The organism is Streptomyces sp. NPDC050263 (assembly GCF_040655955.1).
Taxonomy (GTDB): Bacteria; Actinomycetota; Actinomycetes; order Streptomycetales; family Streptomycetaceae; genus Streptomyces.
The window spans coordinates 1-24,668 of record NZ_JBFAKW010000059.1; the positions used below are offsets into that span (position 1 = coordinate 1).

A 24,668-nucleotide genomic window follows, 5' to 3' on the forward strand; every position below is an offset into this window, starting at 1 on the left:
CCTGACTCCCTGTCAGAGCCAGAATGGTCAGAAGATCACGGAGTGGGTCACTTTTGATCCGCCGTTCGTGAGCCAGTTTTCAGGCGTCGCCGACAGGCCAAACCGGCGATGGTGACGACCATTGAAGTTGTCCCATTCGGCTGAGCTCGGCGGGGGACCCGTACCAGACAAGGTGACCGCGGCTCCCTTCGCTGAAATGCAGCGGCGCCTGTGCCTGCGTGGAAGGGTTCCACGCCCTCGAGGAGAGTGAGCAGTCCTGTCTAATCCGATCAAGAAGCTCCCGCCGAATGCCAAGGGTCAGGTCCGGTATCGGTTTGTGGTCGATGCAGGGAGCGATCCCTCTACCGGGAAGCGCAAGCAGTTGACTCGTACCTTCGGCACGCTGAGGGAGGCGAAGGTCGAGTACGCGCGCATCACGAACCGTCGCTACGAAGGGACGTTCGTCGAGCCCAACGAGATCACGGTGAACGAATGGCTGGATCAGTGGCTCGGCAGGAAGGCGGAGGATCTGGAAGAGAGCACCGTCTACAGCTACACGATGACCCTGGCTCGTGTCCGGGGGAAGCTCGGGCACATTCGGCTCCAGGAACCGACCGAGGACCACGTCGAGGCGTGGATGAGGTGGGCGCTTGGGGAGGGCCGCGTTCGTGGTGGCAAGGCGGGCGCGGGCCTGGGGGTGACCTCGGTTGAGATGTCCCTGGCGCGGCTGAAGGAGGCACTGAACCGGGCAGTGGCCCGGCGCCTGATCGCCGCGAACGTTGCCCAGGAGGTCACGATCCCTCGGAAGGCGCGCAAGGCAGAACGCAGTGCCAAGGCTGTCGTGCAGCCCTGGAACGCCGAGGAGGTTCATGCCTTCGTACGCGCGGTGAAGGACGACCGCCTCCACGCGCCTCTCCTTCTCTCACTGATGGGCCTGCGGCCGGCGGAGATCTGTGGCATGCGCTGGGCCGATGTCGACCTGAGCGCGGCGACCTTGACTGTTGCCCACACGCGGATGCTGATGGGGAACAAGACCGTGGTGGAGAAGGACACGAAGTCCCTCGCCGGTGAGCGGCAGCTTCCCCTGCCCGATCTGGTTCGGGAGGCGCTGACGCGTCTCAGGGCCATGCACGTGGCCGAGGAGCTGGCGGCGGGGAAGAGGTATGAGGACAGCGGGTACGTGCTCGTGGACGAACTCGGCAGGGCGCTCAACGGGCGGCAGCTGCGCGAGCGGGCGTACAAGGTCATGGACGAGCACGGGCTGCGCCGGGTCCGCTTGTACGACGCTCGCGCGAGTTGCTTCACGTACCTGGCGAACAACGGCGTGCCGGATCACCTGCTGGCCCGGTGGGCCGGGCACACCGACGTCAGGACCACGAAGCGCTGGTATGTGAAGCCGGGTGTCGAGGACCTTCGGCCGGCGGCGGATACGTGGGGAGGTCTGGCGAGCGTCTCCACCCCCGCTCCTGCATAGAGTGTGAGATGTGGGAGCGTGGGTGGGTGAGTGAGAAGAACGTCGAAACTCTGCAATACCGCTTTGACGGGCCAGAACAGGCGCCGGTCCTGGTCATGGGATGCACCCTCGGTGCTACATGGCACAGGTTGTAGAGACCGTCCAGGGGCGTCTACGCCAGTCCAGCGAGGGCATGAAATAGCAGGTCAGGGCCCTCTGGTCTGGGAGGGTCCGCCCAGTTGGTGATGGCTGTGTGATAGACGAGTGATACGGCGAGGCCCCGCCTGGGGGCTTTGCGTGGAGCCGCGGGACGAAGGCCGCACCGGAGAGCTCCGGCGCGGCTTCGTCATGAGATCGGCTGCGGTGTCGGGCACGATGCGATCGGCGCCTCATGCGGCCCGTGTCCCTGTGACGTTTTCGGGGTGCGCCTACTTTGCGATTGCACTCGCACATGCGTTTACTGAGTTCGGCACTTCAGGGTGACGATGGTGGGCTGAGGGAGGCGCCCCTGGCGCTGCGTTCAGTTCGCCTCGGCCAGGCCGCGGTGCGCCTTGCGATGGTTGCTGGAGCAGCCTGGGCGCGTGCGGTGGGCAACCTTGCCGCCGCCGAGCTGCTCACCCCCTGCTGGAGGGCGCGGCAGGACGCAAGTGGACCACCGCGTCAGGTTTGACACCCTGGGACTTCAGGCAGCGGCCCTCAACTCGAGAGGTTCGGGTGATGGGAATGCCTGAAATTCCCCAGGGTCTGCTCGATTCCTCACTCGGTTGAGCGGTGAATGATGACGCCGGGGCCGGCCCGAACCGCCCTGGCTCAGCTCAGCGTGTCCATCAGGGCGACGACATAGGCATCCAGCCGCTCCTCCACGGCTCGCGTCGTCAGCTCTGTCCTCCCTGCCTCCCGCCATGGCTGCGACACCAATTGCACTTCCTCTGAGGCGGCCAGCCCGTCCCGCACCAGCCAGTACAGTCGCTCGCTCGCGGTCGCGGCCAGCACCCCGCCGGCCTCCTCATACGCTTCAGGGAACCGCAGACCCCACTCCGGTCCGTGCAGCAGCGCGAGATTGACGGAGCAGTGCGCCACATCGAGATCCGCCGGGCCCCAGGAGGCCGATGCCCAGTCGACGACGCCGGTGATCCTGGCACCTGCCCGCGTCGGGGGCGGCACGTCGAACAGCACATTGCCGGGGTGGAAGTCCCGGTGCAGGAATCGCCCTTCATAGGGCGGCGCGGGCTTGCGGATCACGTCGATCGCCGCGGCCCATACCGCCCCGTCGGCGCCCTTCGGAGTCAAGACGGTGTCGGCGGTCGTCAACGTCACATATTTCCGGAGCCGCTCAGCGGGTCGCAGTGCGTGGATCGCCACGAGTTGACGGGCCAGCAGAGGGAGGCGCGTCTCCAATCCCTCATCGTCGAGGACCGTCCGGCCCGTCAGATGTGTCATAAGGAGCGATGGATACTCACAATGCGCGGCGGTCAGATCAGCCGCGATCAGTCCAGGAGCCGGCACTCCGGTCCCCGTGAGCAGGGTGAGGGCGCCAGTCTCCCTGCTCAGCCAGTCCTCGGCGTGCTCCGCGTTGACGAAGGTCCGCAGCACCAGGTCACGAGTCTCTCCGTCCCGCGTGCCGATGGTCAGCCTCTGCATTTCGGCAGTGATGCCGCCGTGCAGCGCCTCGGTTCTGACGATTCGTTCGCCGACTTCCAGGTGCCGGCTCACCCAAGCCAGCGTCAACGGTCGGACGGCCGCTGCTTCATCGTGGATGCTCACCGTGCCACCTCATCATCCCGGACGGCGGCACGGTCTGCGTGCAGGTGGGGGCGAGCAGGTCTGTCCGCACCACAGCGAGGGGTTGGGCATTTCAAAGAGTCCTATCACGGGCACGCAGCCGGTCGATCTCAGCAAGCACGCGGTCCACATGCGGACGCACCTGCGCCTGCAATTCATCACTCCATCTCTCCTCAGAGTAGGGGCAGTTGAGATAGAGCTGCCTGGCGTACCCGAGGGCGGCGCGGTGCTCGGGCGGGAGCTGGGCAAGGGTCCAGTCGGCGGCGGCGTCCTTCGACTTGATCTGGCCAGTGGCGAGCGTGGTCCAGATACGGGCGAAGGTCAGCAGGACGTTGCGGGTGTCGCTGTGAAGGTCGTCGAGCAGGCCGGGGATACCCGCCACACTCGCCCGGATCAGGTCGGCCTGCGGAACGGGGTCGAGGACCTGCGCCGGGCGCGGGCCGGTGAGGGGGTGGTCGCCGGTCAGCGTCATAGTGATCAGCAGGGCCAGATCGGGCATCGGCTCCGCCTGGGGGACCTTCCCGGCCTCGTACTCCGCACGCAGCCATTCGCCGTAAAGGAAATCGCCGGTCGGCGGGTACCGCCACGGCCGGACCTCGGACTGGACGACCACGGTGAGCTCGACCGGGCGGACCTTGTTTCCGGAGCCGGAGATCCGGAGCAGTCCACCGCAGAGTGTCCGTCGATCTTGCTCGTCCATTCGCCGCCGGGAGACGACCAACACGTCCACGTCGCTGGCCGGCCTGAGTCCACCGAGCACGGCGGAGCCGTGGAGGTAGGTGCCGATGACATCTTGGCCCAGCACACCGCCGACCAGCCCCACGATCTCCTGCACCTGATTCACTGCACCAGGGTCTCCTGTCATCCAGCCGACTGCACAGCATTATTGACTTCGGCTCGTCAGGGCAACGTGGGTTCGTTGAGGGTCAGGCCGGTGCCGGCTATGAAGCCGTCGAGGGGGTCGGGCCGGTACTGAAGGCGCTTGAGCCGGTTACGGACGAGGGCTTCGAGCCGGTCGAGCACGACCACGGAGAGGTTGGCCAAGCTCCGCTTGACGTGTGCCCATACCCACTCGACGGGGTTGAGACCGGGCGAGTAGGCGGGCAGCAGGAACACCATCAACCACTCCCGCTCGGCGGTCAGCTCCCGCATGGCGTGGGAGACGTGGGTGTTCAGACGGTCCCAGACCAGCACGATCGGTGCCTTGACGAGCTGGTGGACGCCGTCGATGAGCGCGATGAAGTTCCGCTCGCCCATGCTGCGGCGTGCGCTGCTGCCCGCTCGGTGGGTGCGCAGCCGGTGACACAGCCGGGTGCGCGAGCCCGGCCGTATCGCGATCAGCCCGGCCACCGACAGGCGCCCTGAGCGGCGCCCGCTGACGGTCACGACCGGTGTGCGCCCTCGTCGGCCCCAGGTTCGTCCCCGTGGCGGCTTCCGGGTGAACCCTGCTTCGTCCTCGAAGCAGATGTAGCCCCCGCAGGCCGCCCGGGCCCTTTTACCTCCGCCCAGGTCGCCTCCTTCCACGTGGTCACGGCCCGCTCGTCGCGCTCGGCGACCCTGCGTGCGGGGACCTGCGGGCTGAAGCCGAGCCGGTGCATCAGCCGCGTGGCGCCGGAGACGCTGTAGGAGATGTGGAACTTCCTGCCGATCAGCGTGGCCACCCTCGATGCGGTCCACACCTGGTCCTCCACCCAGCCGTGGGCGGCCGGGCCCTCATCGAGGTACGCGGGCAGTTTCTCCAGACAGCGCGGGGACAGCCGGCAACGGGATCCACTCGGGCCGCGGGAAGCCAGAGCCTCACGACCGCCGTCCCGCCACAACTGGTGCCAGTGGCAAGCCGACTTCACGCTCACCCGCAGCCGCCGTGCGACCTCCGACGGCTTGGTCTCCTGCTCGTACAACTCGGCCGCCTGCATTCGTACCGACTCCCGGCGGCGACGTCCCGCAGGGGTCAACCCGCCTGAGGTCGACCTGGGTGTGGACACGCACGGCGAAGTTCACGTCGCCGCCCCGGTCCCCCGGCTGGGGAAGGCCATGGGCAACGAATCCTCTCCGGCGGCAGCCTCACCGGGCAGATCGATGAGCTGAACCAGCGCCTGACCCGGCTCGTCGTACGCCATGCACAGCAGCTGCTCGAGCGGGTGGGCATCGGTCCGGACAGCGCCGTCACGCTCCTGATCACCATGGGAGACAACCCCGCTCGGCTGAACACCGAGGCGTCCTCGGCTGCCCTTTGCGGAGCCAGCCCCATCGAGTACTCATCCGTGGCCGGCGGAGCACGCGCAGGCTCAACCATGGCAGCGACTGCTTCCCGTGGGATCGCGCCGGCGGGGACCTGCGTAGACGGGGACCTGATACAACGACGCCGCGCTGGCTTGTTGCGGCTGGGCGCCGTCGTGCAGATGTTCCGTTGAAGTTGCGGGCGTCGGGCACTCAGGCCGCAGGGGTGTCAGTCCGAGAAGTCGAGGCTCTCCTGACCATGGCCGGGGGTGCGTCGAGACTTCCGCGGCGGTTTCGGTTCTTTGGTTGCGTAGGCAGGTACGGGCAGGATGCCCTCGCCCCGTAGGTCGTCGGTGCTGATGAGCGGGCCGCTGCTCACGGCGTCCAGCAGCTGGGCCTGTCGGGGTTCGAGGGCTACGAGGAGCCCGAGCGCGTTGATGAGGTCGAGCAGGTCAACGGTCCACCGAGCAGGCCAGGTTGGGGGCAGGATGTCGTTCAACGGGGTCTGTCGTTCCACATCTGGCTTGCGCTTGCGGAAGCTGAACCACTTGCGGATCACCTGCACCCCGCCGATCCGATAGTCCCAGACTTCCGGCGCCACCGGACGTATGCAGCCCTTGCCCACCGTGAGGGTTCGCGTGGATGAGTCGTAGGAGATGTCCTCAGGTAACCCGTCGCGCTCTCCGATCACGACGACGCATTCCGGTTGTTCCTCCGGGGGAAGCCTCGGGGACGACCCAGGTGAACTGTCGTGGTGGGAGGCGAAGCGCTGGCCGTACGTGTGGATCCACACCGTGCGCCTGCCCACTTCCACGAGCTCCGCCCATAGAGCCGGGTCGCGTGTCATAGGGATACGGGCACCGCGCTCGGCGAGGTTCGCGGCGAAGCGGCGGGTGTAGCCGCTGTGGCCGGCTGTTCCCGCGATGTACGCGAAGAGGTCCTCGGCGGTGACCGTCACGCCGTGCGTCTTGGTGAGCAGCCGCAGCAGGCCAGGGGTGACGTTCGGTTCAGCCTGGTGAGGGTGGCGGTAGAGAGGGGCGACGCGGCCGCCTTCGGTGCCTTTGAAGTGGTGCATGTCGGGCAGCAGGGCGGTGAAACTCACCGCCGGGCCTGGACGGCCTGATTCCGTGTGGAGTTCGGACAGGTAGATCTGACGCTGGTCGTTGTGGGCGAACCACAAGGCCGGTCGCGGAAAGTCGATCACTCGCCTGTCCGCGATGATGTACTGCCTGTCGAAGGTCATCCGGCCGTAGGGAACAGTGACCGGCAACGTCTCCTTCTCCGCGGCAAGGGCGTCCCTTTCCTGCTGCCCGGGCAGTGGCGGTTCCGGCTTATCCGGACGGCGGTCTCTGGTGGTTTTCAGCAGTGCGGCCTTGTCCTCCGCCGGGGCTTGGACGAGCCTGCGCCACCGGCTCTCCAGGACGTCCCGGCTGGGTGAGACGGGCCAGCTGCGGTTGTTCTTGTTGCCGGAGCTCGTCCAGGGCAGCAGGGCGTCCACCGGTGGCATTGCCGACCACTCGGAGTCGGACAGGACGTGAAAAGGCGCGGTCCACTGTGTGGGGCATAGTTGCCAGGAGGTCCCGTCGCGATGACCGTCCAGGCCAAGCCCCTCCAGCCAGTTGAATTTCTCCTCGCGTGTGCCGGCGGGGACGTCGAGTCGCCAGACCCGCGCCGGTGTACCCGTGTCCGGGGCGCCATGGCGGACGAAGACGGCGATGCAGATCTCCCGCTTAACGTCCTGGAAGACACGGGTGCGCGTGTCGGAGTAGGCACCCTCGGGGGAGAGACCGATGACCCAGCCCTCGTCGGCGACCTCGCGCAGGTAGTGGCGCATGCCGGCCGAGCCCTCGCTGTCCAGGTATCCGGAGTTGGTGATGAGGGCGACGATCCCGCTGGGGGCCTTCGGCGCTCCCGAGGCGGTCAACTGGTCGAAGACCTTCCAGGTGGACCACGCCCAGAAGTAGACGTAGAGGTTGTCGAGGGCGTATCCGACGCGTCCGTTGTCCTCTGGGTGGAAGCGGGCGAGGATCGGGCCCTGGCCGTTCGGGTTGCCCTCGGTGACCCAGCGTCCGACGCCCGACTGTCTCGCACCCCGCAGGTAGGGCGGATTGCCGATGACCACCATGACCTTCTCGTCCGCCTTGATCTTGTTCGCCATTCGGCGGTGGCGGGCGATCGCCTCGTACATGAAGCCCAGGTGGTGCTCGACGGCGGGATCGTCGAGGGTGTCGGCCACCAGAAGCCTCGGCGGGCGGCGCGTGATGTCGGCGTCGTGGGACCGGAAGGCGTGGTGCACACGGAGTTCGGCGACGGCGTACGGCCCGGTCTGTTTCTCCAGCCCGACCAGTCGGCCCGAGAGTTCCCGGAGAAGCCCGGACTTGAGCGCCCTGCCGTACTTCAGTGACAGGGACTTGGCGACATGGTCGATGATGTTGATGAGGAAGGTCCCGGTGCCCATGGCCGGATCGACGACGGTGACGTCCTCGCTTCCGTACCCGTCCTCCTGGCCGAGCCGGTCACGCAGCACCTCGTCGGTGAAGCCGACCATGAAGCGGACGACCTCGCCAGCCGTGTAGTACGTACCCGTCCGCCGTCGCAGTTCCGGGTCGTAGGCGCTCAGAAAGCCCTCGTACAGGTGGAGGTAGGCGTCTCCGGTCTCGTCCTTGAACATCTCGGGGTCGACGGCCGACAAGACGTCGATCAGCGGGTCGATGATGCCCCGCAGATCGTCGAGGGCGTCGTCCGTCAGCACAGCCAGCGCCTTGCCCATCAAGGAATGCCGCTTGCCCAGTCGGATCGCGACCTCGGGGAGCGTGAGCCTGCCCAGATCAATGTGCTCAAGGCGAGCCAGCAGCATGGCAAACGTCAGCGTCTGACTGTACTGGTCTGCGAACTCCTCCGGGCGAGCGTCGGGGAAGAGCAGGTCCTTCCAGTTGTCGGCCAGGATCGAGAACGCAGCGTCAGCTTCCCCGTGCTCCTCGCGGGTGAGGCGTTCGGTGACTTCGTCGCGCAGCAGGGCGCAGATTCCCGCGATGCGCTTGACCAGTTCGTTGATGCTGTCGTGGACGATGGGCGCCGGCAGGAAGAAGTGCGTGAGGGCACGCTCGAACCCGGTGTCCGCGACGACGAGTTGCCGGCTACCGGAATCAAGATCTCCGACGAGGGTCCCGGTCGGGCCGACCTGTACGCCGAAACGGTAGACCGCCCACTGGTATCCGTCGGTGTACAGCACATTGTGGAGTGCCTTGATCTTCTCCCACTGCTTGCGGTCGTGGCTCTTCACCGACCACTTCTCCGGATCGGCCCCCGAGCCCGGCTGCTTCAGTTCGACGTGCCCTATGGTCCTGCCTCCGCTGGCGATGGCGAAGTCGGGCCGGATCCCGAGTTCCTTGATGCGACTCTGACCGTGGACGATGAGCTTGAGGCGTTGCCGCAAGGCCATGCCGCGCAGCAGATGCTCCACCGGCGCGGTCAGGCTGTCCTCCTTACTGCTTACCGCCCCTGCGGGACCTTGCAGCTTGGCCCTGACCTCCTCGCCGAACTGGGCGACGAGGTCCGCGACCGATCCGGTCGTGCCCTTTCCCGCCCAGACTTCTCCTCTTGCCATCGGCCCCCCAAGGTTGCACCCACGCCGACGATCAGACCCATACAGAATGCCCATGACATCTCAAGCAGCAAACACCAGTGCATGTAGGTTGATTGGTGACAAGCCGCCAAAGCCCCGCGTACGAAGGTCGGTTGGGGCGTGAGCCGGGAGTGCGTCCCGGGCATGCATCAACGTGCGGAGCGCAATCGGCGGACGTACGGCGATCTTGCAGGCACGCTGGGGCGATCGCGGGGGACAGCGTGCGTGCGTCAAACGAAGCCATCATGGCAGCGGGGCTCCTGGTGATGTCCCCGCTGCTGCTCTCGGAGATCGACCACGTCGCCACCCGCGAGCTCGGCCGTGCAGCGGCGCTCGGCGCGGTCGACGACATCCGGTATTGGGTGCGACGAGGGCGTGCCGTTCTGTCCGAGATCACGGATGATCATCTGGGTGTCACCCAGTCGGTGCGCGCCCGCTATCGCGGCTCAGGGGCCGTAGGGGCTCCAGTGTCCGAGGAAGGGCCTGAGGTCGTCGGCTCGTGGTTCGGGGATGTCGGGCAGTCGGGGTGGTGTGTGCAATGGGTCGAGGCGCTCGACGGTGGATGCTGCCCAGCTGATCCATGCTTCGGCTTCGGTTCTGGTCTGCCCCGGTGGCATGGCCTCGACTCGCGTGCGTACGGCGCTCAAGTACTCCGTCAGTCCGGTGGCGTGGCGCCATGCCACTTCCTGCGCTTCAAAGTGTCTGAAGCGGTATGCCTCGGCGTACCGGATGTGGGCGTCTTCCATGGCGGCTTCCCAGCGGATGCGCTTCTGGCGTGCGGCTTCGATCTCCTCGAGACGTCTGCGTTCGGCGGCTTCGCCGCGGAGGGTGACCTCCTGTGCGATCTCGGCGAGCTGGTCTTCGAGGGGGTGGCCGGGTGCGTCGGCCCATTCGCTCGCCCGGTGCGGTTGGCCGCCGCTGAGGACGAAGCGGAGGCGTTCGGAAGGGGTGTGGTCGAAGCGGGGGATCCTGATCCAGGAGTTCTTCTTGGCGTCGGCGAGTTCCTTCTCGGTGGCGACGTGCTCGGTCCGGTCCTGTTCCTGGAGGACGAGGAACCCCACGGTCTGGCCCTGTGCGGTGATGGTGAAGTGGGGAGACGCTCTGCGGCGGCGATGAGACGGGGGCGCGAAGCCCGTCGCTCCCGCCGAACAGGAGTGTCCTTCGGCCTCGGCAGCGGTGATCAGCGCCTGGATGAGCCGGAGAGCACGTCCTTGGACGGGCCTGGTCAGGCCCAGCGGCTGTCGTTCGTTCTGCATAGCCCGGACCACGGTGTGCGGGCGGGTGAGCCGGGCGGGCACGGGGACGGGTTCGAGGACGGCAAGGCGCCAGGCGGGGATGTCGACGAGCTTGATCTCATACCCGCCACTGCACCAACCCCCGTACAGCTCCTTCGTCTCCGGAATCCTTCCGGATCTGCGCGCCGCGGCGACGCGGGACGGCCACTTCTCCAGGTCCGGACCGCTGCCGGGCTTGACGATCCGGCCGCCTGCCTCCGCGAGCTCTTGCAGCAGCTGCTCCGTGAACGTCACGCGACGCTCTGGAGGAGGGCTTGGCTTTCGCGCGGAGGCCGGAGTTTCCTGCGCTCGGGGGGACGGGGGTTGCGGAGGGGAGACCTGGGTCTTCCGCGGGCGCGATCCACGGGGAGGGTATGTGCCGTGCGCCAGGTAGTGCCGGCCGGCGCTTGTCAGGGCGACGTTCCACTGCCCACCCTTGCGGGAGACCAGGACCAGGCCGCGGTTCTGCAGTGCCTGACAGGTGGTCTTGTAGGAGCTGGTTTCCCAAACGCCGGCAGGGCACCCGTCTTCCACCCACTTCAGCACCAAGAGTTGCCGCTCATTGACCTGCCGTTCCAATGGCCCGCCTTCGCTCGAGGTTGACGTACGACGGCGGCATGGTGTCAGTTCCGCTTGTCAGCGGCGGGTGGTTCGAAACAATTCGCTCGAACGAGCGAAGGCTGACGTGGCTGTGGGCCCCTTCAACCTGGCTGTGAGATCGAGGGGTTGCGGTGACGGAACAACGAAGCCCCAGGTAGATGGGCTAACAGCAACCTTCTCCGCGTAGAGCCCCGAGTCATTGCCCACCCATCCGGGCTGCATCTGTCCACTTCCGTGCTGCGGGCTGCTGCGGCGGGGGTTGGCCGCTCGCCAGCGACAGATCGGCACCCGGCGGCGGCTGACCTGCAGCCGCCAGGCGCTGACGACCCTGGCCCGCCTGCGCTGCAACCACACCTTTGCCGAGCTCGCGGCCAGATTCCGCGTGGGCCTGCCCCCAGTCGTGTCGCCGCGCGAAGTCAAAAACCAGGCTGCGGAGGAACGTCTGATCGCACGAGGCGGACTTGCGCGGCTGGTATGCGGCCGGGCAGGTAGACGAATCCGTTGCCGTTGTCGAGGAGCAGCCCCTCATCGATGCCGTCCACGGACCAGATGTCAACCGGCCCGCCAGTGTTGTTGATCTGGAGGAAGAACTCTGCTGTCTCCTCGCCCAGACAGACGAAGATCCCCTCCACCTCAGGGCGGCGGCTGCCGGCGATGCCCCGTGCGGCGCCCATCCGGGTCCAATCCAGGCCATGCTGTGCGATCGACTGCCGATTGAGCACGGACGAAACGTCGAAGAGGTTCGACGTATCAAACACGTCAGAAGTATAGGAGGCAGTGAGGCTTCCTCCTCAGACTGAGGCGGTCGGCTCCAGGGTGGGGACGGCCTTGACGAGGTCGGTGATACGGGTGGTGCCGCAGCGGAGCTTCCGCAGTAGGCGCCGGGACTTGAGGGTGGCATGGCCTGTTCGCCGAGTGCGCGGATCTTCCGGCGGCGGGGTTGACGGCCTTCTTCGCGGCGGAGAGCTTGTTCCAGCGGCCGCGGAAGGGGATACGGACGGCGGGGCCGGAGCCCTGGTACGACTTGTCGGCCCGGCATCGGATGCCGCCGGTGTTGACGGCGTCGAGCAGACGATGGGAGCGGGCTGCCCGGACGGCCATGCCCTCTGCCCTGCCCACCCTTCGGCGTCCAGCTCCCCGCCTGTGTGACATCCGGACTCGCCGACGTTCCCGACACCCTCCCATCGACGAAGACCGTATTCTCCTCATCAACCGCCTCGCCGCACGCAACCACCAGGAAGGCACCGTCGGTCCGTTCGCCGCTCTCGTCGTCGAGACCGAGACCGGCCGCATCCGATCAGCGGGCGTCGACCTGGTTCCGGCCTTCGATCTCTCCTCCACCCGCGCCGAAGTCGTCGCCCTGCCGCTCGCGCAGGCCGGCCTCGACAGCTGGGACCTGGGTGCCCCCGGAGGACCCGCCCTGGACCGCGTCGTCAATCGGCGGACCTGCGTCATGTGTTACTGCGCCGCGATGTGGTCAGGCGTGCGCCGCCTGCTCATGGCCGGCCACGGACGCGAGGTTGAGGACCTGACCGGCTTCGACGAAGGCCCCATGCGGGAGGACTCCCACGCGCACGGGAGGCGCTGACGAACCAGATGCTGGGGAATGTGGAGTTGCGGACGGCGGCTCGGCTGACCGGGCGATTGGAGACCGTTGCCGGGTTGGCGCCGTTAGCCTGTGGCTATGTCAGAGCGTGTCCTGCCCGGTCGCACGAACGGCCTGATCACCCTGGTTGCCGCGGACACCCTGTGGGTGGATTTGACGGCCGACAGTGCTGTGCCGACGGCTCCCGGGGCGTTCACCTGCTCTCCTGCCCGTGCCCGGTTGGGGTACGTCCTGCTCGGCAGCCGTGCAGTGGCGACGGTGCGGGCGAGCGGCGGTCAGTGGAGTGTTGCGGAGGCTGAGGTGCGCCGGGCGGCCGCGGAACTGAACACGGTGGGGATGGATCGGCAGGACCTCGTCCGCATCGGTCCCTTTCGTGGGGTGCCGAGGCAGGAGTGCGACGAGGAAACGCCGCTGCGTTGGCGCCGGCGCATCACGGGGGAACTGCAGGAGCTGGGCGGCCCCGAGCGGGCAGCACGACGTGAAGTCGGCCAGCCGTACCATCTGGCAGGGATCGACTGGCGACAGATACTCGTGGAGCAGACCCGCGACGGGACGCAGCGTACGTGGTGGCTGCCGCGCTCTGTGGTCAGGCTGCTGGACGCGGCCGAGCACACCGAAACCCAGTGGGTGCGAGCCGCGCGGACCCGCCAGGCAAACGCAGCCGTCACCGAGCCGCCCTCCCATCCCCGGCAGGCCCGAGACGCCGACGGTCGGCAGACGCGCCCCGAGGGCCCCACCGCCTCACTGCGCCCGTACAACAGAGAGCTGGAAGGCCAGCTGTACTCGGTGCTCAGCAGGAAGCCCGGTACCTCCCGCAGGGTGGCCGGGTGGGCGTGCGCCGTCTGCCGCACTGCACCCGCCACCGTGCTCGACCACTGCCACGAACACGGCTACGTCCGCGCCCCCGTCTGCCAGTCCTGCAACACACTGGAACGCCCCGACCACCTGTACTGCAACGACATCCGCGTGGCGAACCGCTACACACGCCTCTTCCGCACCGATACCGACGACTGGCTCCGCCACTGGCACCGCTGCCCCGGCTGCCGCGCACGCACCACCCTGCCCCTGCCGCACCTCGCCGCATGGACCGCCCACATAGCCTGCCGATCGCTGCGCCCGACCCACCGCGCCGCGCGCGGTCGCAAGCCCTGCGGTGTCCTGCGCGTGTCCTGGACGGGCAGTCAGAACGCGCCCCGTTCCTGCCTGCTCACTGTCGCCGTCGACTTCTGTCCCTCCGGCGAGCACCGTGTCCTTGCGCGAGTCCCCTACCGCGAAGCCGCCGAGCGGTTTCGCGTCTGGTTGGCCGAGACGGCCCCCGCCGTCGCCGCCGCGGCCGGTCCCGACCGCCTGGACGGCCTCCCCACCCAGCCCCGGCCAGTCATCGCGGACACCAGCGGCGAGGACCTAGAACTGTTTTGAGCGGGCACCGGGGGACCTGAGATTCCACTGTCACCTCGCAGCGGCTGGCCCCGACGCGGTCACCCCGCACGCCCCAGCGAAATGCGCAGCAGAGTCCTTGCGGTGGGTACGGCGACGCTTGATCTCCATGGCCTGGACAGCGTGCGTGATCAAAGGCTTCGAGAACCTTGATCATCAGGGGCTCGCGCTCTCGTTGCTGAAGCGGGCGAACCGGTCACGGCGATGCATACGTAGGCGATCAACTCATCTCGCCCACTGGGAACGCATCAGTCCTGTCTGGTGGTTTGCGACCTAAAGGATCACCTCGGGAGTCCTACGCACTCGGCCGATAGCCGTCGCCCTCTGTCCTTGCCGATGGCGAAGATGTGTGCGGTGTCCGCAATGCTGCGCTGCCGGTCGACCTGCACGGTCCGCAGCGCCTGCCCGAGGCCATTGAGTCCGTCGACGCGCAGTGTGGCCGTCATGCGGTCTTCCGCGGCTGCTCATCACCCTGAGCCTGCTGGCCCAGCCGTTCGAGCAACTCACCGCACAGATCGACGAGTTGAACCGGCGCCTGACCCGGCTCGTCGACCCCCACGCCGCGCAGCTGCTCGTACCGGTGGGCATCGGCCCGGACAGCGCCGTCACTCTCCTGATCACCATGGGAGACAACCCAGAGCGGCTGAACACCGAGGCGTCCTTCGCCGCTTTGTGCGGAGTCAGCCCCATCGAGTACTCCTCGGGCCGTTGGACCTCGCGCCGACTCAACCGTGGCGGCGACTGCCAGACCAACGCCGCCCTGCACCGTATCGTGTTCACCCGGCTGCGCGTCGACGCCCGCACCCAGGCGTACTACGAACGCCGCACTCAGGAGGATGCTTCGCCGTCTGATCGAAGAACATCTTCTCGTATCCCCGGAAGGTGTTTGCGTCAGGCAGTCACTTCGAGTTCGGCGGAGTCGGCCAGTCCGTTCCCTGTACGGCGGCGTTGAGGACGTCGCCGAGTCGGAGCCATGCCGTGGGTCCGGAGTATGACGCCGGACTGGTGGCGAAGCGGGACCATGCCTCATCGCTGTCACCGAGCGCGTCCAGTACCACCGCTGCCACGGCCTTGTGGGCTGTTCTGTAGCGGGGGCTACCGACGGTCAGGGCCGTCCACGCCGGCAGGGCTCGAATCACCTCGGGTGTGAGGTCCGGCAGCGCCAGCACCTGACGGGTCCACGCCTCCCTCAAGTTGGGTCCGCCGCCCAGGCGCTTGCGGAGTTCTGTGGTGATCTGGGCCAGGGCTCCCCCCGGGGAGGAGTGGCGTGCCAGGATTTCGGAGAAGGACAGCTTCGACCGGTACGTGGAACTGGCGAAGGATAGCAGTGCCAGTTCCACGAGAGCGTCGTCTCCGGCATGCCGGGTCAGGTAGTCGCTGAGGGCCTCCTCGGAGGCGCGTGCCAGGTCGCGGACGGTGACTTGGTGGGGGTCTCCGAGTGCCGATCCGGGTGACGGTGCGGCAGGGTCACCCAGGATGCGTTCGATGGCCGTGCGAAGCTCGTCGAGCCGACGGTCTTCCTGTTGTGTCTCGTAGTCGACGCGTTCCCAGGGGCTGCGTGAGCGGGGACGCATGTGCCTGACCACGGCACGGGCTTTCTCTTTCACTTCCTCCGTCACGTGCGGTAGATGCAGCAGTGCCGCATGCAGCCAGCGCAGGTCGCGGGGGCTCGGGCGGACGGAGTCCGGGTCGGGCTCCCACAGGTGCAGGGCCTTCACGGCCGCGGCTGCGAAGCGCCGGCCGAGCGTGGCGAGGAGTTCCTCGGATGCCAGCCAGGCGTGCGGCCTGCCGTAGCGAGTCTTCGCTTCCGAGGGGGTCAGGATGTAGCGCCAGGAGCCGTTCGCGCTGGACGAGGCCCAGGAGACTGCTGCATGCAGGCCGAACGTGCGGATGTCGGCAGAGTTGTCGAAGTAGTCCTCAATGCGGTCGCGCACCTCGGGCTTCAGGGTGTCGAGCTCGACGGCGAGCCGCGCACGCACCTCGTCCTCGGAGATTCCGTCCCGCAGCATCTGGCACACGCGAGTGATGAGGTCGCTGACGGCAAAGCTGGCAAGGTCCTCGGTGGCCATCTCTTCCAGCAAGGACGGTTCCACGTGCCACGGGACAGTTCCGAGGAGGTGATCTCGAATGGTGGTCCGGGAGCGGTTGTCCTGCGCCCAGTCGATCAGCTGACGGTGCCGGCTGGTCTGCACGGTAACGATGTGTTCCCACATGCCGTTCCAGGCTTCCCGGGCGGCCCAGAAGCTGTCGAAGCGCGTGAGGGCGCCGTCCTCGTCGGATTCGTCCTTGGCGCGGAGCCGAGGAAACTCCGGGAGGTGGTCGAGCGCGGCGAAGAACACGGCGTCGTGGAGACGGGATTCGCGCAGGATCAGCTGGGGGACTCCGGGCTCCTTCACCAGCTCAGGACTCATCGGCTGCCTCTGCGGGCAACGGTCCTTCAACTCGGACACCACAGCTGAGGCCAGTGCGTCACCACAGCCTTCGCGACCGAGAGCGCCCAGTTGCGCGGCGGAGCAACTGCGCAGTGCCTCCTGGCGCAGTGAACGTGGGCACGAGGGGTGTGCGAGCGCTGCACGGGCCAGGAGCAGAGGCGAGCCCTCGTACGGCTGGGCTTCCTCCTTCAGACCGCTGTCGACGGCAGCCTCGAGTATCCACTGCGGAGCGGAGGCGCTGAGTGCGCCACTGAGCAGCGCCAGCAGGAGATCGTCGCGATGGGTTCCTTCCGGCAGCTCTCGGGCCTTCTCCAGCGCCATACCGATCGGCGGGGAGCCAGGGCCCGCCTCCGCGACGATGGCGAGCAGGAATTCGATGGGCAGCCCGGAGCGCGGCTCATCAGTGGTCATGCAGTCCCCCACGTTTCGTCATAGCTGCGGTGCCTATGGTGGCCCATGCCTCTGACACTTCGGAGGTGATGAACAGAGTTCGGCTCACAGTGGGTGTTCTGGTCCGCGCGTGCCGGCGCGTTGGGGAGGCCGTCACCCGTACGAGTCATTGCGGAGCGACAGGGGGCCGGTGTGGGCTGGGCCCATGCATCGGTGGTCCCCTCTGAACGAGCGGCAGCAGGCACTCCTCGGTCGTCTCGCGGCGGGTGTGACCTTCGACGCACAGGGCGCGAGTGGGTGGCGTTCGGTATACGCAATGCGGGACCGCGGGTTGGTGACGGTCACCCGTGGAGGCGATGCTGTCGAGGTCAGGGTCACGCCGGCCGGACACTTCTACCTCCAGCACGGCCACCATCCGGACCGCCCCGCGTCGGCGCTTGAGGCGGCTGTGGGTGCTGCTTCGGGCCCGGGAGAGCCCGAGACCGCCGGACCGGATGGTGAGGGGACGCGGCCGGCGGCTCGGCGACGGAGCCGCGTGCCGTACAGCGAGAGACCCGTGGCCCGGGCGCGGCGCGCGAAGGCGACGGACCTCGTCGAGCGGCTCGTCGCGGAGGGGAGTGTCGTCGTCAGGGATCCGGACGAGGCAGAGGCGGCGGAGTGGCGGCGTGCCGTCAACTATGCGAAACGGCATGGACTCGAGCCTCCCGGGAAGCGCATCGAGAAACGGAGCTACGGCCGTCGCGGGCTGGAGTTGTACTTGGCGACTGGCCCGCACCCGAACTCGCGAGAGCAGGAACCGGATGAGACGCCGCGTGTCACAGTCCCCGCGCAGTTACGTGCGGCGCACCCGGTCGTGCTGGCGCTGCGGGACGACGAGGGGCGGCTGGCGATGCCGTCGGTGCTCCGCCGCCGGGCTCTCCTGCTGCTTCAGGGCCTGGCCGCCGAAGCCGTACGGCGAGGACACGAGATCCGCGACAGACCAGGCTGCAGTTGGCGCGTCGGCGAGGTCGACGTGGTCATCGGCGGCTACGCCTGTGCTGTCACCATCCAGCAGGAGTTCCCGCAGTCCACTGATCCGGAACGGTCCAGGAAGCTGGTCATCGAACTCGGATACCCCCGCTCGGCCCGGCAGAGCAGGTGGGGAGACCGCAAGCGGTGGGTATTGGAGGACGTCCTCGGCGCGGTGTTCAAGGAGATCGAGGCCCGGGCTGTGGAAGACGGGCTGCGCAGGCAGGCTGAGGCGCTTGCCAAGGCGGAGCGGGAGGTCCGCTGGCGAGCGGCCATGGAGGAGGCGAAGGAACGGGCGGCACAGGCCCAGTTCGCCGGAATCCTTCTCGAAGAGGTCGGCAGGTGGCAGGAGGCGACGGCGCTGCGTGCGTACTGCGATGCCTTGGAACACCGAATCGCGGAGGAAACCGACGCCGACGAGCTTCAACTTGTTTCAGCGCGCCAATGGCTGGCCTGGGCGCGCCGATATGCGCGGTCCGTTGATCCGTTGCATCGACTGCCCGATATGCCGGCCCCCAAGGATCCGGGACCGGAGGAGCTGAAGCCGTTCCTGAAAGGCTGGAGTCCATACGGGGCGGATGAGAAGCGGTATGGCTGGGGTGACCGGCGTTGACCCGGGCACGAGGGTCTCCAGCCTGACTGGTGGAGAACACACGAGAAGAGGTTTCCCAACTTTATGCGCCACCGCGCGACCTCTCGCCGAAGACTCGATTTACGCAATTTTCCTGGCGAAAGGAAGCATCGTGGTGCCCAATTCGGTTCACGCGATCACGAACACCTTCCACCGTCATCCGCTGGTCGTAACGGGTTGCCGTCGCCCGGAACTGCTTGGACTTGTTCACCGCGCGCTCAGCGGAGGAGCCAGAGTCTCCACCGAGGAGGCCCACGACGCGGAGGTCATCGCCGTGCACACCGGCCTCACCATCACCGCCGACTCAGCTCCGCGGCGGGGTGAGCACCACGAAGTCGGCGTTTGACGGGTCGAGGCAGACGGCCAGTCGGCCGACGCCCTCCGCGTCAGTGGGCCCCATCTGCACGCCGCCGCCGTTCTCGGTGACCCTGGCTACCGCGGCGTCGCAGTCGGTGACGTTGAAGACCGGGTGCCAGTACGGCCGCCCGTCCGCCAGGGCGAGGTTCTCCTTGGATATCTCCATGAGGCCGCCGTGCATGCGTTCCTCGGGAAGTCCGGCGGGAGTGATGAGGGAGTACACGCCTGCGCCGCCCGGCAGCTCCATGTCACTGAACTGCCAGCCGAAGATGCCGCCGTAGAATTCCTTGGAGGCTGAGGCGTCGCTGGTGTAGAGCTCTGTCCAGGACAGTGAGCCGGGCTGGTCCACCAGTTCGACGCCCTTGTTCGTCCCCGGTTGCCAGACGGCGAACTGGCCGCCCAGCGGATCGCTGTACTGCGCCATCCGGCCCCATTCGTCGAGGTCCATCGGCGCCACCCGCACCGTGCCGCCGGCACGCTCGACGGCCTGGGTCGTGGCGACCGCGTCGGTGACGCTGAAGTAGATCATCCAGGCCGAGCGTGCACCTTCCTCGGTGAGCTTGCCGAGCCCGGCGACGATCTTGCCGTCCTTGCGGAACATGCCGCCTTCCATGTCCTCACTCTCGCCCATGGGCTCGTAGTCCCAGCCGAGCACGGTGCTGTAGAAGGACGCGGTGGCGCGGACGTCGGGGGCGCCGAGGTCGAGCATGCAGGGGGAGCCGGGGGCGAAGTCCGTGGTGATCATGGCGATGATTCCCTTCGGTGGATCCCTGATGAATCCAGCGTGTCACCGGGCAGTGACCGTCGCGCGCCGACCGCCCTCCGTGGGCGATATGGCATGGAGGGGTGAGCCCGCGCGGGGCGGTCACCGCCCCCGGCGTGACTTCCGCAGGGCCGGCGGGGATGAGTACGGAACGGCTGTTGGTGAAAGCCCGGGCCTTCCTCCACGGCCGCTGATGATCTTGTCCCGATTGTCATTCGTTCCCGTGTCACAGACGGCCGGGCTGCCTCGTCTCCGGTTGGGAGACAGACTGGTGGAGTCAGGAAGGTGATGGTCATGCGGGTGTTCGTGGCAGGCGGCAGCGGGGTCCTGGGGCGGCGGCTGGTGCCGCAGCTCGTAGCCCGTGGGCACCAGGTGACGGCTACGACGACGAGCGAGGCCAAGCTGGGCTTGCTGGCGCAGCTGGGCGCGCAGGGCGTCGTGATGGACGGGCTGGATGCGATGTCGGTCGGCGAAGCGGTGGCGGCAGCCCGGCCGGACGCCATCGTGAACCAGATGACCGCTATTTCCGCGGCGCACGCCGGCAAGCCCGACATGAGGCACTTCGATCGGTTCTTCGCCACCACCAATCGGCTGCGCTCCGAGGGGACGGACCATCTGCTGGCCGCCGCCGAGGCGACCGGCGTGTCCCACGTCGTCGTGCAGAGCGCCGGCATCTGGAACGGCATCCGCGAGGGCGGATGGGTGAAGACCGAGGCGGACCCGCTGCCGCGGGAGACGGGGAAGTTCCGCGCGACGGCGGAGGCGATCGGCCACCTCGAGGACGTGGTCGTCAGGGCCGGCGGCGCGGCCCTGCGCTACGGCGGGCTCTACGGGCCGGGTGCCACCGACGACATGGTCGAGCTTGTGCGCAAGCGGCAGTTCCCGCTCGTCGGGGGCGGCAAAGGCTATATGTCGTGGGTGCATCTCGACGACGCGGCGAGCGCAACCGTGCTTGCCGTGGAGCAGCGGGCGAAGGGCGTGTTCAACATCGTCGACGACGATCCTGCCCCGGCCCGCGAGTGGCTGCCGTATCTGGCTGCGTGCGCGGGGGCGAAACGGCCGTTGCGGGTTCCCAAGTGGCTGGCACGGCTGCTGGCCGGGGAGTTGGTGGTGACGATGATGAGCGAGGGGCGCGGCTTCTCCAACGCCAAGGCAAAGCGCGAACTCGGTTGGGAGCTGCGCCACCCCTCGTGGCGCCAGGGCTTCAAGGAAGAGCTGGCGCGAAAGGAGGTGCCGGCGTGCCCCGGACCGAGGAGTTTCGGACCGGCGGCTGAGTGAGATCGCAGGACACCGGGCCGCGGCCTTCTTCCAGACCACGGGCATCGACCGCGTCGAGCGGGTCCTGATCGACAACGCCTGGCCCTACCGCAAGAGCTGGCCCTTGCAGACCCCGGCGCGGTCGGCAAGCTCACCCGCGCCCAGCGGGTCGGGGCGGAAGCGAGAACGAGGAGCGCGAAAAAGTTCAGAAGGTGAGCCACACCCCAACCGCGCTGTGATGATGCACAGATAACATCCAGCTTCCAGGCATGGGTGTATCCCTTCTGCGTGCGTCCGGCCTTTCACGCCCTGCCGGTGAAGGAGAACGGAAGCCCCTGTGAGCAGTTCTCGCTCTGGCGGGCGGGTGTTGCCCGCCCGCTCTGGTGACCCGAGGCGGGTCGGTCCGTACCGGATCATCGGTCGTCTCGGCTCGGGCGGTATGGGCACAGTTCACGTCGGCCTCGACGCCGCCGGCCTCCGCGTCGCGGTGAAGGTCGTTCATTCCGCGCAAGCCGAGGATCCCGAGTTTCGGGCCCGGTTCCGCCGTGAAGTTCAGCTCTCCGCGCGTGTGCAGGGGCCGTTTCTCATACCTCTGCTCGCCGCTGACCCGGATGCCGATTTGCCGTGGCTGGCCACTGCGTACGTCCCAGGGCTCACCCTCGACCGGCATCTCGCGACCTACGGGCCGCTTGCCGAGAGCACCTTGTACGCCTTCGCGACAGGCACCGCCCAGGCTCTCGCGGCCATCCACGCTGCTGGTGTCGTCCATCGGGATGTCAAGCCGCAGAACGTCATACTCACCCCTGCCGGCCCCCGCGTCCTCGACTTCGGTATCGCCCACGCCGCCGACGGTACGTCCGTGACCCGCACCGGCATCATGACCGGCACCCCCGGCTGGATCAGCCCAGAGCATTACCGCGCCGGCACCGCCGGCCCCGAAGGCGACTTGTTCGCCTGGGGTGCGCTCGTCGCCTACGCTGCCACCGGACGCCTGCCCTTCGGCACGGGAGCTCCTGACGTGGTCGCCTATCGCGTCCTGTCCGAGGAACCCGACCTTCTTGGCCTGCCCGACGAACTTCGCACCATCGTGGCGAGCGCCCTGGCCAAGGAGCCGGGCAGCCGAACCACCGCGAGTGAGGCCGCAGAGGAATGCGCTGGTCTTCTTGCGGCTCAGGCCACACAGGTCATCCCGGCCGGTGGGGAACCGACGCTGGTCGGTGATCTCGTCGAGGCTGAGTGGGACGTGCCCGCCGCGGAAGACCTGGCCTGGCAGTCTCCCGCCCGTTCGAGAAGGCGCATGGTGGGCATCGCTGTGGCCGTGGGCGTTGTCGTCGGTGGACTGACGGGTGGAGCGCTTGCCCTTCAGTCCGGCGGGACGGAGACACTGCCGTCGAGTTCCCGCAGCCACGTCAGCGCGTCCTCCTCGGCGATCACCGATCTGTCCTCTTCCGCTTCATCGACGGTAAGTCCCCGGGCGCCGGGCACGACACCACCGGTGGACGCCGACGAAGCCACGACCGCCACATGGCGTGCGGCCCGCCGCGCCAAGGGAGAGGCTGAGATAGAGACCGAGGCCGCGATCGGCCACGATGTCGCTCTGGGAGTCGGCGAGGAGTACGACTACAGCGGCCAGTACGACGTGAGCTACGCCCAGCCGAGGAAAGAGATCTACATCGCCATCAGCGGCCCGACTGTCGAGTCACGCGTCGTTCAGGGAGCGGCCAAGGATGCCTGTCTCACCCTGCGCATGATGGCGGACATCTACAAGGACCTTCCGTACGACGAGTATGTCCTGGTGGACAACACCACCCCCACGGCACCCGCGATCGTGTGGGAAGACGACTTCCGCACCAAACACCGGCTGCGTCACACAGACCGTCGAACGCAGCACCTCCGACCAGGGGCAGGACCCGAACTGGCAGCCCAGCGAAGCCGGCCTGAGGGCGGCGCAGATCCCGAGTGTCGACAAGGACGAGATCCGAGTGGCAACCGAGGCGGTCCACCAGCTTTTCGTGGAGTGGAACGGCAATTCCCGGCTGTTCCACGACCCCCGCTACATCAGTGACGAGAACACCAGCATCGGCTTCGCACCCCACGAAGGCGTGATGTACGTGTGGGCGACCAAGCCCGAATGGGACCAGAGCACGCGGGAGGACTGGGGGCAGATAGCCGCAGGTGTGGCCTGCCGGTCAATCCTCACCGAATCCCGCGCCCGGCCGGAATGGGGCTACGCCCAGTACGCGGTGGCGGTCCTCGACGGCACCGGCGGTACGGACTTTCTTCGCTGGGGTTCCGTCGGCAGTTGCGCGAGCTGAGCCTCCTCACATTTCGGCTCACCGTCAGCGGTGTCCACCGTCCTGTAAGGCGGGCCACACGGCTGCCCGTCAATGCCGGTCGCAAGTGAACGACGAGTCATCTCATTGTCAGCCCGTCCAGGCCAGGTTGAGCGCCGGTTCGGACGAAGCCATCCGACTGTGGTCGGGTCAGGCCGTTGTATCGGGATCAGTGGGACGGTTGCGCGGTGCCGTCCCGGACGGGGGTCTGACTCATGAGATCTATGACCGAAGTGTCCAGTCACAGGCTTGTCGACTGCCGTTGCGGGATGGCGACTGCCGGTACCGAGCCACCGGGCGTGTCCCAATAGGGGCCTTGCCGCGTTCCAGGCGCCATCACGGTTCAGACCGCCCGAGCGGGCCGGTGCCATCCACCCAGGAGCACGTCATCACGTGGGAGGCGAACCATCATGACGAGCCGACAGCGCAGTACTTCCTCAAGCACGGATCCTCCCGTTCGGCGCGAGGTCGTCCTGGGCGTGGATACGCACGGCGAGGTGCATGTCGCCGCCGTGGTCTCCCCGCTCGGGAAGATCTTGGGGACCGAGTCCTTTCCGGCGACGGCGGCCGGCTACCGGCAGCTGCTGGTGTGGGCCCGTAAGCGGGGGACAGTGCGCCGGGCCGGCGTGGAGGGCACTGGCACCTTCGGCGCGGGCCTGTCCCGCTACCTGCTGGCCCAGCGGGTCGAGGTATATGAGGTGAACCGACCCGACCGCTCGGCCCGCCGGCTGCTGGTCAAGTCGGACCCGTTCGACGCGCAGGCCGCCGCTCGAGCCGTGCTCAGCGGTCGCGCCTGGGCCCGGGCCAAGTCCGGCGACGGCCCGGTGCACAGTGCCCGGATCTTCAAGCTCGCCAAGGACTCCGCAGTCAAGGCCCGCACCCAGGCGATCAACCAGCTCAAGGCCGTCCTGGTCATCGCCGACCCCGCCCTCCGGGAACGGCTGTCGAGCCTGGGCAATGCCGAGCTGTTCCGTACCTGCGCGCGCCTCGCCCCGTACGACGTTGGGGCAGACGAGGACGCGGTGGGCCAGGCCACCCACCTGACGTTGCGCATGCTCGCCGAGCGCATCGAGCAACTCACCGCTCAGATCGACGAGCTGAACCAACGCCTGACCCGGCTCGTCGAACGCCACGCCCCACAGCTGCTCGAACCTGTGGGCATCGGCCCGGACAGCGCCGTCACGCTCCTGATCACCATGGGAGACAACCCCGAGCGACTGAACACCGAGGCGTCGTTTGCTGCCCTTTGCGGAGTCAGCCCCATCGAGTACTCTTCCGGCCGTCGGAGCACGCGCCGGCTCAACCACGGCGGTGATCGCCAGGCCAATGCCGCCCTGCACCGCATCGTCTTCACCCGCCTGCGCCACGACCCGCGCACCCAGGCGTACTACGAACGCCGCACCCAGGAGGGCAAGACCCGGCGTGAGATCATCCGATGCCTCAAGAGATATGCCGCCCGCGAGGTCTTCAACCTGGTCAGGACGGTATCCACCCATCCCCCGTTATAGGGGCGTCCGTGAG

At 67.6% G+C, this 24,668-nt stretch carries 19 protein-coding genes and 3 pseudogenes; 12 read left to right on the forward strand and 10 right to left on the reverse strand.

Translation table 11 applies throughout. From position 1 onward, the window contains the following. Positions 1 to 316 precede the first annotated feature (316 nt). Positions 317 to 1,453: a tyrosine-type recombinase/integrase gene (locus AB0J04_RS25055; protein WP_363170785.1), complete on the forward strand. Its 1,137-nt coding sequence runs from the start codon at positions 317 to 319 to the stop codon at positions 1,451 to 1,453. A gap of 789 nt (positions 1,454 to 2,242) precedes the next feature. On the opposite strand, the gene AB0J04_RS25060 is transcribed toward AB0J04_RS25055, so the two are convergent. From AB0J04_RS25060 to AB0J04_RS25075, 4 genes are all read right to left on the reverse strand, one after another. Further along, positions 2,243 to 3,196 (reverse strand): aminoglycoside phosphotransferase family protein, encoded by a 954-nt coding sequence (locus tag AB0J04_RS25060; protein ID WP_363170786.1) that lies wholly within the window; start codon positions 3,194 to 3,196, stop codon positions 2,243 to 2,245. A 91-nt stretch (positions 3,197 to 3,287) separates the two neighbouring features. Then, positions 3,288 to 4,058 (reverse strand): aminoglycoside adenylyltransferase family protein, encoded by a 771-nt coding sequence (locus AB0J04_RS25065; protein WP_363170787.1) that lies wholly within the window; start codon positions 4,056 to 4,058, stop codon positions 3,288 to 3,290. Between the two features lie 56 nt (positions 4,059 to 4,114). Beyond that, the gene (locus tag AB0J04_RS25070; RefSeq protein ID WP_363170824.1) at positions 4,115 to 4,681 is read right to left on the reverse strand and encodes a transposase; all 567 of its coding nucleotides are present in this window, start codon (positions 4,679 to 4,681) and stop codon (positions 4,115 to 4,117) included. Then, a complete protein-coding gene (locus AB0J04_RS25075; protein WP_363170788.1) occupies positions 4,597 to 5,169 on the reverse strand; it encodes a winged helix-turn-helix domain-containing protein in 573 nt (190 codons plus the stop codon). The genes AB0J04_RS25070 and AB0J04_RS25075 overlap by 85 nt, the downstream gene beginning before the upstream one ends. 228 nt (positions 5,170 to 5,397) lie before the next feature. Here AB0J04_RS25075 and AB0J04_RS25080 point away from each other — a divergent pair, with 228 nt between their 5' ends. Next, a complete protein-coding gene (locus tag AB0J04_RS25080; protein ID WP_363170825.1) occupies positions 5,398 to 5,628 on the forward strand; it encodes a hypothetical protein in 231 nt (76 codons plus the stop codon). 35 nt (positions 5,629 to 5,663) lie between these two features. Here AB0J04_RS25080 and AB0J04_RS25085 read toward each other — a convergent pair whose 3' ends face one another. After that, positions 5,664 to 9,041 (reverse strand): type ISP restriction/modification enzyme, encoded by a 3,378-nt coding sequence (locus AB0J04_RS25085; protein ID WP_363170789.1) that lies wholly within the window; start codon positions 9,039 to 9,041, stop codon positions 5,664 to 5,666. Positions 9,042 to 9,304: 263 nt separating this feature from the next. Here AB0J04_RS25085 and AB0J04_RS25090 point away from each other — a divergent pair. Further along, positions 9,305 to 9,502, forward strand: a pseudogene (locus tag AB0J04_RS25090) (VapC toxin family PIN domain ribonuclease); the annotation flags it as partial. A gap of 3 nt (positions 9,503 to 9,505) precedes the next feature. Here the strand turns inward: AB0J04_RS25090 and AB0J04_RS25095 are convergent. From AB0J04_RS25095 to AB0J04_RS25105, 3 genes and pseudogenes are all read right to left on the reverse strand, one after another. Continuing rightward, positions 9,506 to 10,588 (reverse strand): hypothetical protein, encoded by a 1,083-nt coding sequence (locus AB0J04_RS25095; RefSeq protein ID WP_363170790.1) that lies wholly within the window; start codon positions 10,586 to 10,588, stop codon positions 9,506 to 9,508. Between the two features lie 761 nt (positions 10,589 to 11,349). Beyond that, complete coding sequence (locus AB0J04_RS25100; protein ID WP_363170791.1) at positions 11,350 to 11,691, reverse strand: hypothetical protein; 342 nt, start codon at positions 11,689 to 11,691, stop codon at positions 11,350 to 11,352. Between the two features lie 33 nt (positions 11,692 to 11,724). Then, positions 11,725 to 12,028, reverse strand: a pseudogene (locus AB0J04_RS25105) (IS5/IS1182 family transposase); the annotation flags it as partial. Between the two features lie 4 nt (positions 12,029 to 12,032). Between AB0J04_RS25105 and AB0J04_RS25110 the strand changes: the two are divergent. The 3 genes from AB0J04_RS25110 (at position 12,033) to AB0J04_RS25120 (ending at position 14,928) form a co-directional block, all read left to right on the forward strand. Then, entirely contained in the window at positions 12,033 to 12,521 is a 489-nt protein-coding gene (locus AB0J04_RS25110; RefSeq protein ID WP_363170792.1) for a hypothetical protein, read from the forward strand. A 96-nt stretch (positions 12,522 to 12,617) separates the two neighbouring features. Then, positions 12,618 to 13,958 (forward strand): endonuclease domain-containing protein, encoded by a 1,341-nt coding sequence (locus AB0J04_RS25115; RefSeq protein ID WP_363170793.1) that lies wholly within the window; start codon positions 12,618 to 12,620, stop codon positions 13,956 to 13,958. A 451-nt stretch (positions 13,959 to 14,409) separates the two neighbouring features. Continuing rightward, positions 14,410 to 14,928, forward strand: a complete 519-nt coding sequence (locus AB0J04_RS25120) for a transposase (RefSeq protein WP_363170794.1) — start codon at positions 14,410 to 14,412, stop codon at positions 14,926 to 14,928. Here AB0J04_RS25120 and AB0J04_RS25125 read toward each other — a convergent pair. Beyond that, on the reverse strand, positions 14,876 to 16,819 hold the full coding sequence (locus tag AB0J04_RS25125; protein ID WP_363170795.1) for a hypothetical protein: 1,944 nt from the start codon (positions 16,817 to 16,819) through the stop codon (positions 14,876 to 14,878). The genes AB0J04_RS25120 and AB0J04_RS25125 overlap by 53 nt on opposite strands. Positions 16,820 to 17,003: 184 nt before the next feature. On the opposite strand from AB0J04_RS25125, the gene AB0J04_RS25130 reads away from it, so the two are divergent. Next, positions 17,004 to 18,419 (forward strand): hypothetical protein, encoded by a 1,416-nt coding sequence (locus tag AB0J04_RS25130; protein WP_363170796.1) that lies wholly within the window; start codon positions 17,004 to 17,006, stop codon positions 18,417 to 18,419. 322 nt (positions 18,420 to 18,741) lie between these two features. Here the strand turns inward: AB0J04_RS25130 and AB0J04_RS25135 are convergent, their stop codons facing one another. After that, entirely contained in the window at positions 18,742 to 19,539 is a 798-nt protein-coding gene (locus tag AB0J04_RS25135; protein WP_363170797.1) for a VOC family protein, read from the reverse strand. A gap of 312 nt (positions 19,540 to 19,851) precedes the next feature. Here AB0J04_RS25135 and AB0J04_RS25140 point away from each other — a divergent pair, with 312 nt between their 5' ends. From AB0J04_RS25140 to AB0J04_RS25160, 5 genes and pseudogenes are all read left to right on the forward strand, one after another. Next, positions 19,852 to 20,835, forward strand: coding sequence for an NAD(P)-dependent oxidoreductase (locus AB0J04_RS25140; RefSeq protein ID WP_319669812.1), 984 nt, complete (start codon positions 19,852 to 19,854; stop codon positions 20,833 to 20,835). A gap of 13 nt (positions 20,836 to 20,848) precedes the next feature. Next, a pseudogene (locus tag AB0J04_RS25145) lies at positions 20,849 to 20,982 on the forward strand (IS481 family transposase); the annotation flags it as partial. A 271-nt stretch (positions 20,983 to 21,253) separates the two neighbouring features. Continuing rightward, the gene (locus AB0J04_RS25150) at positions 21,254 to 22,879 is read left to right on the forward strand and encodes a serine/threonine-protein kinase (protein WP_363170798.1); all 1,626 of its coding nucleotides are present in this window, start codon (positions 21,254 to 21,256) and stop codon (positions 22,877 to 22,879) included. Next, entirely contained in the window at positions 22,827 to 23,129 is a 303-nt protein-coding gene (locus AB0J04_RS25155; protein ID WP_363170799.1) for a hypothetical protein, read from the forward strand. Before AB0J04_RS25150 ends, AB0J04_RS25155 begins: the two co-directional genes overlap by 53 nt. Before the next feature lie 497 nt (positions 23,130 to 23,626). Next, positions 23,627 to 24,655, forward strand: a complete 1,029-nt coding sequence (locus AB0J04_RS25160) for an IS110 family transposase (RefSeq protein WP_363170800.1) — start codon at positions 23,627 to 23,629, stop codon at positions 24,653 to 24,655. The last annotated feature ends 13 nt before the right edge of the window (positions 24,656 to 24,668 follow it).

Excerpts from the sequence above, each read along its gene's own strand:
- AB0J04_RS25080 (WP_363170825.1), top strand. The coding sequence starts at position 5,398 with ATGGGAGACAACCCCGCTCGGCTGAACACCGAGGCGTCCTCGGCTGCC.
- AB0J04_RS25085 (WP_363170789.1), bottom strand. The coding sequence starts at position 9,041 with ATGGCAAGAGGAGAAGTCTGGGCGGGAAAGGGCACGACCGGATCGGTC.
- AB0J04_RS25110 (WP_363170792.1), top strand. The coding sequence starts at position 12,033 with ATGCCCTCTGCCCTGCCCACCCTTCGGCGTCCAGCTCCCCGCCTGTGT.
- AB0J04_RS25115 (WP_363170793.1), top strand. The coding sequence starts at position 12,618 with ATGTCAGAGCGTGTCCTGCCCGGTCGCACGAACGGCCTGATCACCCTG.
- AB0J04_RS25125 (WP_363170795.1), bottom strand. The coding sequence starts at position 16,819 with ATGACCACTGATGAGCCGCGCTCCGGGCTGCCCATCGAATTCCTGCTC.
- AB0J04_RS25130 (WP_363170796.1), top strand. The coding sequence starts at position 17,004 with ATGCATCGGTGGTCCCCTCTGAACGAGCGGCAGCAGGCACTCCTCGGT.
- AB0J04_RS25135 (WP_363170797.1), bottom strand. The coding sequence starts at position 19,539 with ATGATCACCACGGACTTCGCCCCCGGCTCCCCCTGCATGCTCGACCTC.
- AB0J04_RS25140 (WP_319669812.1), top strand. The coding sequence starts at position 19,852 with ATGCGGGTGTTCGTGGCAGGCGGCAGCGGGGTCCTGGGGCGGCGGCTG.
- AB0J04_RS25150 (WP_363170798.1), top strand. The coding sequence starts at position 21,254 with ATGGGCACAGTTCACGTCGGCCTCGACGCCGCCGGCCTCCGCGTCGCG.